The following is a 10220-nucleotide window of genomic DNA, read 5'->3' as shown; positions in this document are numbered from 1 at the left end:
CTGATCGAACAATGGGATTCGAGGCTGCCCAAACCAAATCTCAGCAACGCCTTTCGCCTCTCTGGCGAGGCCATCAGGATCAACAGTGTCGACGCAGGCAGGCGTCTGATCCTGACGGGGCTGGCCGGCGAAGAACTGCAACGCTGGGACCCGCGCGGTCATCATTGGCGCACTCGCTACGATAATCAATTGCGTGCTGTGGCCATTGATGAAAACGCTCAGCGGAATGTCGAAACCTTCAGCTATGCCGATGCAACGGCCGACCCCGCGTTCAACCTGCGGGGCCAGATGATCACGCACGTCGATCCGTCCGGCCGACTCGAGCTGAGCAGCTTCAGCCTGCGCGGTCAGCCGCGACGCGAAACCCGAACGATTGTCGATGCAAACGCCTGCGTCACTGGCCGGACTTATGGCCCCCTCGGCATGGTGCTGACGCAAATCGATGCAGGGGGACATCATCAGCATTTTCACTACGATAGTGCCGGACGCCTCAAGGCAGTCGTTCTGCAACTTGAGGATGGCGAGCAACACTGTGTGCTGGAGGATGCGCAGTACAACGCTGCCGGCCAGATCAAGGTGCAAACCACCGGCAACGGTGTGGTCAGCCAATGGACTTACGACCCGGCCGACGGTCGCCTCTGCACCCTGAAGGCCGGCAAGATCGGCGAACGGCTGCAACAGAACTTCAAGTACTTCTATGACCGGGTGGGCAACATCCTGCGCATCGAAGATCACACCCAGGCCACGGTGTACTTCGCCAACCAGCGCGTCGAGGGGCATCGCGACTTCCGCTATGACTCGCTCTACCGACTGATCAGCGCCAGCGGGTTCGAGGGTGAAATACCCAACAATCGGCCGGGTTTGCCGGATGTCATCACCCCGCTCGATCCCGGCCCCCGCTATAACTACACCGAAGAGTACGAGTGCGACTCGGGCAATAACCTGATCGAACTGCGCCATTTGCGCGACCAGCACTGCTTTACTCAGCGGATGTATATCGATCCCGCCAGCAACCGTGGCGTGCGCCGGGATGAAAACCAACCGGAACCGGATATCGAGAAACTGTTCGACAGGTCTGGCAACTTATTATGTTTACAACCGGGCCAGCCCTTGCAGTGGAATGCCCGCGATCAACTGGAGAAAGTGACTTTAGTTGTCCATGACAATGACCTGCCGGATGACGTCGAAACGTATCAGTACAGTCAAGGCGAGAGGGTCCGTAAACATCATGTGACGCATACCCCTATGGCCACTCACAGCCAGACCGTTATTTACCTGCCACACCTGGAAATCCGCACCCGCAGCAATGGCGAGCAACTGCACGTTATCAGTGTGCCACTCGCTTACGGCAGCGTGCGCTGCCTGCACTGGGTCACGGATGAACACCCTGACCAACTGCGCTATAGCCTTGATGATCATCTCGGATCCTGCGCATTGGAACTCGATCGCTTCGGTGGCCTGATCAGCGCCGAAGTGTATTACCCCTACGGCGGTACCGCCTGGTGGGCGGCAAAATCATTGATAGACGCGAGTTACAAGACCCTGCGCTACTCAGGCAAGGAACTGGATGTCAGCGGACTCCACTACTTCGGGTTGCGCTATTACGCGAGCTGGTTGCATCGCTGGATCAGTCCGGACCCCGAAGGAGCCGTTGATGGGTTGAATCTGTATCGGATGGTCGGTAACAACCCGATTCTGTACATCGACAAGTCGGGCGCAACCAAGGCTGTGTTTGAACTGGCCAAAGATTTCATCGGCGTTCTCGGCAAAGCCAAAAATGCCGCCGACCAGTTACACAATCTCGCGGAGGAATTCGACGGACTTGTTCCCGAAGGCGCCGATATTGCCGACGTTCGACAGAACATGACGCTGGGCAAATTCATGAAGTCCAAACATGGCTTCAAATCGATTCTCAAAGGGGCCATTGCGGGAAGCACTGTGACCTCGGCGCTGGGAAGTGTAGTTCCCGGTGTTGGTACAGGCATAGGCGCCGTCGTCGGTCTGGTGGTCGGTGCCATTGCGATGCCGTTACTGCGGTATTACTTCTTGAAGAAAGGTTTAAAACTTGCCCAAACGCTGCATACCCAGGAGTTGAAAGAGGGCTTGAGCACCGCCGTGGACACCACGAAGAAAGTAGTCAATGGCGCTCAGGACCTTTTAAGCGGCGGTAAAGAGGTGCTCGAAAAAATAAAGAATGGAGTGGCGAGTATCACGAGCTACACAGAGCCCCTGCAGAAAATGTTCTACAACCAGCTGGAGGAACTTGCCTCGGTGCATCAACGTCAAGTGATGAAACTGGTCAATACCGGCGTCGATCCTTTTGAAGCAATCGATGCCGTACTGGGGCGGGCGAAAAGCCTGGCAGATGCCCCAAGCGAAGCAGAGGGTGTGACCCAGCGACTGACCGAGTTGGCTCAGGAAGTCGTGGCGAATACGGTAGAGAAGCCGGTGCCCAAGCCCAGGAAGCTGATCCCGAAATTACATAGAACCCTCTCTGAGTCAGCCGCATGAGTGGGCCTACCTGTGAGCCGGTCAAATGAAGCAGAACCTCCACTACCGCACCCCGCGGTTGAATGTCTTCGACAGTCGGGGTTTGCCTGTCAGGCAGGTTGACTATCTGCGCCAAAACGGGCTGTTGGAAGCGCTTGTCACGCACCAGCGCTCTAACGCGCATGGGCACTTGGTGGCGCAGTGGGACCCGCGACTGTTCGACAAAGTGCCCAACCTGAGTGCGGTCTACCGACTCTCCGGTGAACCGATCAAGCTCGTCAGCGCCGATGCCGGTACGCGGCTGAGCCTCGTGGGGTTGGCCGGTGAAACACTCCGGCGCTGGGACGGGCGGGGCAATGATTGGCGCACCCGTTACGACAACCAGTTGCGTGTGATCACGCTTGAAGAGAACGATCAAGGCGCCGTCGAAACCTTTACCTACGCCACCGCGCTTGATAACCCGAACCTCAACCTGCGCGGCCAGATGATCAGGCAAACCGATCCCTCAGGCCTTCTTGAGTTCCAAAGCTTCAGCCTGCACAGCGAACCACTGCTCGACAGCCGAACGATCACCCATGCCGGAACCTTCGCCAGCAGTCGAACCTACAGTCCTCTCGGCGCGCCGCTAACCCAAACCGATGCCGGTGATCACCTGCAACAGCTGTTCTACGACATCGCCGGGCAGCTGAAAAGATCCCAGCTTCGGCTCCAACCCGAGGACAACGGCACGACCATTCTGGAAGACGCCCGTTACAACGCCGCCGGACAGATCATCAAGCAGCAGGCCGGCAACGGTGTGGTCAGCACCTGGGCTTACGACGAAGCCGATGGCCGTCTCGATACCTTGACCGCCGGTGTGCCCGGGCAGGATCTGCTCCAACACTTTCGGTACTTTTATGATCGGGTCGGTAACGTATTACACATTGACGATCTCACGTTTAAACCGGTGTTTTTCGCGAACCAGTACATCGATGGTCACCGAGCGTTCACCTACAACTCGCTGTACCAACTGACCAGCGCTAGCGGTCATGATGCCGTCCCGAGCTCGGACTTGCCGGGGCGCCCTTCGCCGAGCGATCCAAACAACCAACTCAACTACAAACAGACCTACGCCTACGACCCCGGCGGTAACCTGATCAAGTTGGTCCATGAACGCGCGGTGGGCGGCTACACCCAAGAGATGTTCATAGACCCGTCCAGCAACCGGGGCGTGCGCTGGAAAGCAGGGGATCCCGCCCCTGATTTCGACAGCTTGTTCGACCGCCATGGCAACCTCCAGACCTCATCTCCGGGAAGGCCCCTGCACTGGAACAGCCGTGATCAACTGGCATCAGTGACGCTGGTCGAACGTGACGACGGGCTCAACGATGACGAAATCTTTCGCTACAGCCAGGGCGCACGGGTCTTCAAACGCCACGAAACCCATACGTCATCGACCACCCACTTCCACCAGGTCATTTACCTGCCGGGGCTGGAAATCCGTAGCCGCGATAACGGCGAAACACTGCACGTCATCACCCTGCCGGGAGGTCGTGGCAGCGTGCGTTGCCTGCATTGGGTCAGCAAAAAACCCGACGGTATCGATCAGGATCAACTGCGCTACAGCCTCGACGATCACCTGGGTTCCAGCCTCATGGAGCTTGATCAAAACGCCCGACTGATCAGCCACGAAGGCTATTACCCGTTTGGCGGCACCGCCTGGCTGACGGCGGTTTCAGCGCTGGAGGTTGACTACAAGACCGTCCGTTATTCGGGCAAGGAAATGGATGAATGCGGGCTTTATTACTACGGTGCTCGGTACTACGCGCCGTGGTTGCAGCGGTGGGTGAGTGCTGATCCGCAAGGGGATGTGGATGGTTTGAATCTGTATGGGTTTGTGGGCAATAACCCGCTGCTTTATATCGACAGCCACGGTACACGCAAGGAGGATGCTGCAAAACAACAGATCATCGACGTGTCAAACACGCTATCGACCGTCAACAGCGAAATGAAGAAGCTCAATTATCAACTCTACAACCTCACTCGAACCCGTGACATCTACAAAACGGCAGGCAAAAAACTGCTGTTTAGCGTGGCTTCGTTTGCCCTCACTTTTCATGTGGGGGCGGCTGGCGCCGCATTGGGTACAGGCATTGGCACCCTGACGGGGCCCGCAGCACCTGTTGTGGTCCCCGTAACAGCGGCTGTCGGAGGAATTTTTGCCGCTGAAGCGGCCGCCAAATTCATGGACAAAGTCGGCGAGGAAACAGGACTGGGTTACACCATCACCCCGGATCCGTCAGCGATCTCGGTGAAAAACCTGAAAAGCAAATCCCGCGCCGAGCCTTTCAGCTTTAAAGCGGTGGCACAAAGCTTCAGCCCGGAAAATTCGGCAGGCCTGACAAAAATAGCCATCGAAACCACCGCCAGAGTCATTGGTAAACACCTCAAGGTGCCTTACCTCAAACAAACCCTGGCCATAGCGCGTCAGGCGTCCCAACTGACCGAAGCGCTCAATGATTCTCTTGGCCAAGGCGATCTCGACAGGATAACGTCCAATCTCGACGCGCTGGACACCTATCTCAATGATGTAGAAGCGCAGGTCAACGAAGCCCTTGAAACGCTGGCAGGCGCGACCGTCAGCGATGACAGGCTGATCGGCTCCCTCAACATGCCGATGAGCTCGGGTGCTCTCGACAGGTCGAGGCTTGAGCAGGACTTCAAAGTCGCACGAAGCGGGATCAAGCAAGCCAGAAACCTGGCCGGAAGAGTTTCACAGTACCTCATCGAAAAAAGAGCCGCCTGAAGGCCTGCGCGGCGCCGCCGGGCCCTGAATTTTCGGCGCAACTCCATGTTATGGTGCGCGCCCCTACTGCTGATTGTTTCGGACACCATGCTGGCGATTTCCCGGCCTTTGCGCCTGACGCTGTACACCTTGCTAATCATCGCCGGCGCCGCGCTGGCGGCCGGTTTCGCCATGCGACATACCGAACGCCAGGCCTTGGTCGAAGACGCCGCGCGCGCCAATCAGCAACTGGCGTTGTACGCCAACTCCCTGCACACCCTGATCGATCGCTACCGCGCCCTGCCCGCCGTACTTGCGCTGGACCCGGAGTTGCGCGCCGCCCTCAACGGCACGGTATCGCCTGAACAGCAGGAGGCGCTGAATCGCAAACTGGAAAAAATCAACGGTGCAGCGCAATCCTCGACCCTCGAACTGCTTGACCGCACCGGTCTCGCCGTGGCCGCCAGCAACTGGCGTTTGCCCAGCAGCTATGTCGGCCACAACTACGGCTTTCGCCCCTACTTCAGCGAAACACGCACCCAAGGCACCGGGCGTTTTTATGCGGTGGGCGTGACCAGCGGGATTCCGGGGTATTTTCTGTCCAGCGCGGTCACCGGCGACAACGGCGAGTTTCTCGGCGCAATGGTCGTCAAGCTCGAGTTTCCGGAACTGGAGCGCGAATGGAGTCAGGGCAGCGACACATTGCTGGTCAGCGATGCGCGCGGGATCATCTTCATCGCCAACCAGCCGGGCTGGCGTTATCGATTGTTGCAACCGTTGAGCGACAGCGATCACGCCGCGCTCAAGGCCACCCGCCAATACGACAAACAACCGCTGACACCGCTGGACTACCAACCGCTGCAGCACTTTGACGACAACAGTGATCTGCGGCGCGTCGCGGGCCCCGACGGGACGGCTGATTACCTGTGGGAGTCGCTGCCGCTGGCCAGTGAAGGCTGGACCCTGCACCTGCTGCGCCGCCCGCAAGTCGCCTTCGAAGACAGCCGCAACGCCGCGCTCGCCGCTGCCGGGTTGTGGCTGGCGCTGGTGTTTCTGTTGCTGTTCCTCAATCAACGCTGGCGCCTGGCCAAAATGCGTCAGCGCAGCCGCGAAGAACTTGAACGACTGGTAGAGGAGCGCACCCGCGATTTGCGTACCGCTCAAGACGGTCTGGTGCAATCGGCGAAACTCGCGGCCCTGGGGCAGATGTCGGCCGCCCTCGCCCACGAAATCAACCAGCCACTGACCGCCCAGCGCATGCAACTGGCAACCTTGCGCCTGCTGCTCGATCACGGTCGGGTCGACGACGCCTACAAGGCGCTCAGGCCGGTGGATGAGATGCTGACGCGCATGGCGGCCCTCACCGGCCACCTGAAAACCTTCGCCCGCAAAAGCCCCAGCGGCCTGCGCGAACGGTTGGACCTGGCGGCGGTGGTGGACCAGTCGCTGCATTTGCTCGACGCGCGTCTGCGTGACGAACAGGTCAGCACCGTGCTGCACCTGACACGTCCGGCGTGGGTGCGCGGCGATGCGATTCGTCTGGAACAGGTGCTGATCAATCTGCTGCGCAATGCCCTCGACGCCATGCACGACAAGCCCTGCAAACGTCTGGAAATCCGCCTCGAAGCCGACCAACAACTCTGGCGCCTGAGCGTCAGCGACAACGGTGGCGGCATCGCCGAAGAACACCTGCCGAATGTGTTCGATCCGTTTTTCACCACCAAACCGGTGGGTGATGGCCTGGGCCTTGGTCTGGCGGTATCGTTTGCCATTGTTCACGAATCGGGCGGACGCCTGAGTGCCGACAATGGCGAAAACGGCGCCGTGTTTACCCTGACCTTGCCCATCGATCTGGAGGCACCTGTCGCATGCTGAATTCAGTGATGGTGGTCGACGACGAAAGCAGCATTCGTAGCGCCGTCGAACAATGGCTGAGCCTGTCGGGTTTTGAGGTGCAGTTGTTCAGTCGCGCCGATGAGTGCCTGGCGCAATTGCCCGCGCACTTTCCCGGCGTGATCCTCAGCGACGTGCGCATGCCGGGTATGACCGGGCTGGAGTTGCTGGCCGAAGTCCAACGCCGCGATGCTGACTTGCCGGTGATTTTGCTGACCGGTCACGGCGATGTGCCGATGGCAGTCGAAGCGATGCGCGATGGCGCGTATGACTTTCTGGAAAAACCCTTCAGCCCGGAAACCCTGCTGAGCAGTTTGCGCAGGGCGTTGGACAAACGTCGGCTGGTGCTGGAAAACCGCGCGCTGCATGAGCAGGCCGATAACCGCGCCAAACTCGACGCCACCTTGCTCGGCGTGTCCCGTGGTTTACAGACCTTGCGCCGACAGGTGCTGGACCTGGCGGCGTTGCCAGTCAATGTGTTGATCCGGGGTGAAACCGGCAGCGGCAAGGAGCTGGTTGCGCGTTGCCTGCATGACTTCGGACCGCGTGCCGACAAGCCGTTTGTGGCGCTCAACTGCGCGGCGATTCCCGAGCAGTTGTTCGAGGCCGAGTTGTTCGGCCACGAGAGCGGCGCGTTCACCGGCGCCCAGGGCAAACGCATCGGCAAGCTGGAATACGCCGATGGCGGCACGCTGTTTCTCGATGAGATCGAAAGCATGCCCCTGGCCCAGCAAGTGAAATTGCTGCGGGTGTTGCAGGAGCAGAAGCTTGAACGCCTGGGCTCGAACCAGAGCATTCGCGTGGACTTGCGGATCATCGCCGCGACCAAACCGGATCTGCTCGATGAGGCGCGAGCCGGGCGTTTTCGCGAGGATTTGGCCTATCGATTGAACGTCGCCGAGTTGCGGTTGCCGCCGTTGCGCGATCGGCGCGAAGACATTCCGTTGTTGTTCGAATCGTTTGCCCAGCATGCCGCCGAGCGTTTGGGGCGGACTTTTCCACCGCTGACCGGCCCGCAACTTAGCCATCTGCTAAGCCACGACTGGCCCGGCAATGTGCGCGAACTGGCGAACGTCGCTGAGCGGCAAGTGCTGGGGTTGAGTGAACCAGAACCGATGGGTATGGATCCGGGGCAGTCGCTGGCGGCGCAACAGGAAGCGTTTGAAGCGCATTGTTTGCGCGCGGCGTTGACCCGGCACAAGGGCGATGTGAAAGCGGTGCTTGAAGAGCTGCAACTGCCACGCCGCACCTTCAATGAAAAAATGCAGCGGCATGGGTTGAGTCGGGAGATGTTCCTGCAAGACAGCTGATTTTTTGGTGCCTGATATGGCCTCTTCGCTGGCAAGCCAGCTCCTACATTAGACCTTGATCCACTGTAGGAGCTGCGGTGCGACGATTCGACTTGCCAGCGAAGAGGCCGGCACAGCCAACGCAAATAACGAGTCGGTAAGCAACTTTCCGCTCACTCTCAATCCAGCATAAGCGGATTTCCGCTCATCCATCCGTCAAAACCCCTCTAAACCGCCCCTCTGCCTCTTGGCACACCTTCTGCTATAGCCCTCACAGGCTGCGTTTAAACGCGCTCCACAAAAACAATTAGACGAAGGATCCTTCAATGGATAACTCCAACGCCCTGCCCCTTGGGTCGGCTGCCGCGCCCGCCAAAGAAAGAACCACCTCCAGCCGCATCAAGTCGATCTTCAGCGGCTCCGTCGGCAACATGGTCGAGTGGTATGACTGGTACGTCTACGCCGCCTTCTCCCTGTACTTCGCCAAGGCCTTTTTCCCCAAAGGCGACACCACCGCCCAACTGCTGAACACCGCCGCGATCTTCGCCGTCGGCTTCCTGATGCGTCCTATCGGTGGCTGGATGATGGGCCTGTATGCCGACAAGGTCGGGCGCAAGAAAGCATTGATGGCCTCGGTGTACCTGATGTGCTTCGGCTCGCTGCTGATCGCCCTGAGCCCGGGTTATGAAACCATCGGCATCGGCGCACCGATCCTGCTGGTGTTCGCTCGCCTGCTGCAAGGTTTGTCGGTTGGGGGTGAGTACGGCACCTCGGCGACCTATCTCAGCGAGATGGCAACCAAGGAACGTCGCGGCTTCTACTCCAGCTTCCAGTACGTGACGCTGATTTCCGGTCAGCTCATAGCCCTGGCCGTGCTGATCGTGTTGCAGCAAGTGCTGACCACCGAAGAGCTGTACGCCTGGGGCTGGCGCATCCCGTTTGCCATCGGCGCGTTGTGTGCTGTCGTCGCGCTGTACCTGCGTCGCGGCATGGAAGAAACCGAGTCGTTCACCAAGAAAGAGAAGTCCAAGGAAAGCGCGATGCGCACCTTGATGCGCCACCCGAAGGAACTGATGACCGTGGTCGGCCTGACCATGGGCGGCACCCTGGCGTTCTACACCTACACCACTTACATGCAGAAATACCTTGTGAACACGGTCGGCATGAGCATCTCCGACTCCACCACGATTTCGGCAGCCACGCTGTTCCTGTTCATGTGCCTGCAACCGATCATCGGCGGGCTGTCGGATAAAGTTGGTCGTCGGCCGATCCTGATTGCCTTCGGTATTCTGGGGACGCTGTTCACCGTGCCGATCCTGACCACGCTGCACACCGTTCAATCCTGGTGGGGCGCGTTCTTCCTGATCATGGCGGCGCTGATCATCGTCAGCGGCTACACCTCGATCAACGCCGTGGTCAAAGCCGAGCTGTTCCCGACCGAGATTCGTGCACTGGGCGTTGGCTTGCCGTATGCACTGACCGTGTCGATCTTCGGCGGTACCGCTGAATACATCGCGCTGTGGTTCAAGAGCATTGGCATGGAAACCGGTTACTACTGGTATGTCACAGCGTGTATTGCCGTGTCGTTGCTGGTGTACGTGACCATGAAAGATACCCGCAAGCACTCGCGGATCGAGACTGACTGAGTCATCTCGCGCAATAAAAAACAGGGGCAGACCTTCACGGGTCTGCCCCTTTTCATTGAATAAACACAATCCCCTGTAGGAGCCGGCTTGCTGGCGATGGTGTGTCAGCCAACCCCATGTCGCTGACACACCATCGCC

At 59.0% G+C, this 10220-nt stretch carries 5 protein-coding genes; all 5 read left to right on the top strand.

From position 1 onward, the window contains the following. Positions 1 to 198: 198 nt before the first annotated feature. The 5 genes from KGB06_RS03090 to KGB06_RS03070 all read left to right on the top strand — a co-directional run bounded on the left by KGB06_RS03090 (position 199) and on the right by KGB06_RS03070 (position 10082). Positions 199 to 2511 (top strand): RHS repeat-associated core domain-containing protein, encoded by a 2313-nt coding sequence (locus tag KGB06_RS03090; RefSeq protein ID WP_223511791.1) that lies wholly within the window; start codon positions 199 to 201, stop codon positions 2509 to 2511. 25 nt (positions 2512 to 2536) lie between these two features. Continuing rightward, a complete protein-coding gene (locus KGB06_RS03085) occupies positions 2537 to 5275 on the top strand; it encodes an RHS repeat domain-containing protein (RefSeq protein WP_223511789.1) in 2739 nt (912 codons plus the stop codon). Between the two features lie 45 nt (positions 5276 to 5320). Next, the gene (locus tag KGB06_RS03080) at positions 5321 to 7129 is read left to right on the top strand and encodes an ATP-binding protein (RefSeq protein WP_223511787.1); all 1809 of its coding nucleotides are present in this window, start codon (positions 5321 to 5323) and stop codon (positions 7127 to 7129) included. After that, entirely contained in the window at positions 7123 to 8457 is a 1335-nt protein-coding gene (locus tag KGB06_RS03075; protein ID WP_223511785.1) for a sigma-54-dependent transcriptional regulator, read from the top strand. Before KGB06_RS03080 ends, KGB06_RS03075 begins: the two co-directional genes overlap by 7 nt. A gap of 305 nt (positions 8458 to 8762) precedes the next feature. Then, positions 8763 to 10082: an MFS transporter gene (locus KGB06_RS03070; RefSeq protein WP_223511783.1), complete on the top strand. Its 1320-nt coding sequence runs from the start codon at positions 8763 to 8765 to the stop codon at positions 10080 to 10082. Positions 10083 to 10220: the final 138 nt, after the last annotated feature.

It is taken from the genome of Pseudomonas sp. GL-B-19 (assembly GCF_019956415.1).
Lineage (GTDB): Bacteria > Pseudomonadota > Gammaproteobacteria > Pseudomonadales > Pseudomonadaceae > Aquipseudomonas.
Note: the sequence above shows the minus strand (reverse complement) of the source record. Positions and strands in the feature narration are given on the sequence as shown.

Bases quoted from the DNA above. Each gene is read 5' to 3' on its own strand.
- KGB06_RS03080 (WP_223511787.1), top strand. From the start codon at position 5,321: ATGTTATGGTGCGCGCCCCTACTGCTGATTGTTTCGGACACCATGCTG.
- KGB06_RS03075 (WP_223511785.1), top strand. From the start codon at position 7,123: ATGCTGAATTCAGTGATGGTGGTCGACGACGAAAGCAGCATTCGTAGC.
- KGB06_RS03070 (WP_223511783.1), top strand. From the start codon at position 8,763: ATGGATAACTCCAACGCCCTGCCCCTTGGGTCGGCTGCCGCGCCCGCC.
- KGB06_RS03085 (WP_223511789.1), top strand. From the start codon at position 2,537: ATGAAGCAGAACCTCCACTACCGCACCCCGCGGTTGAATGTCTTCGAC.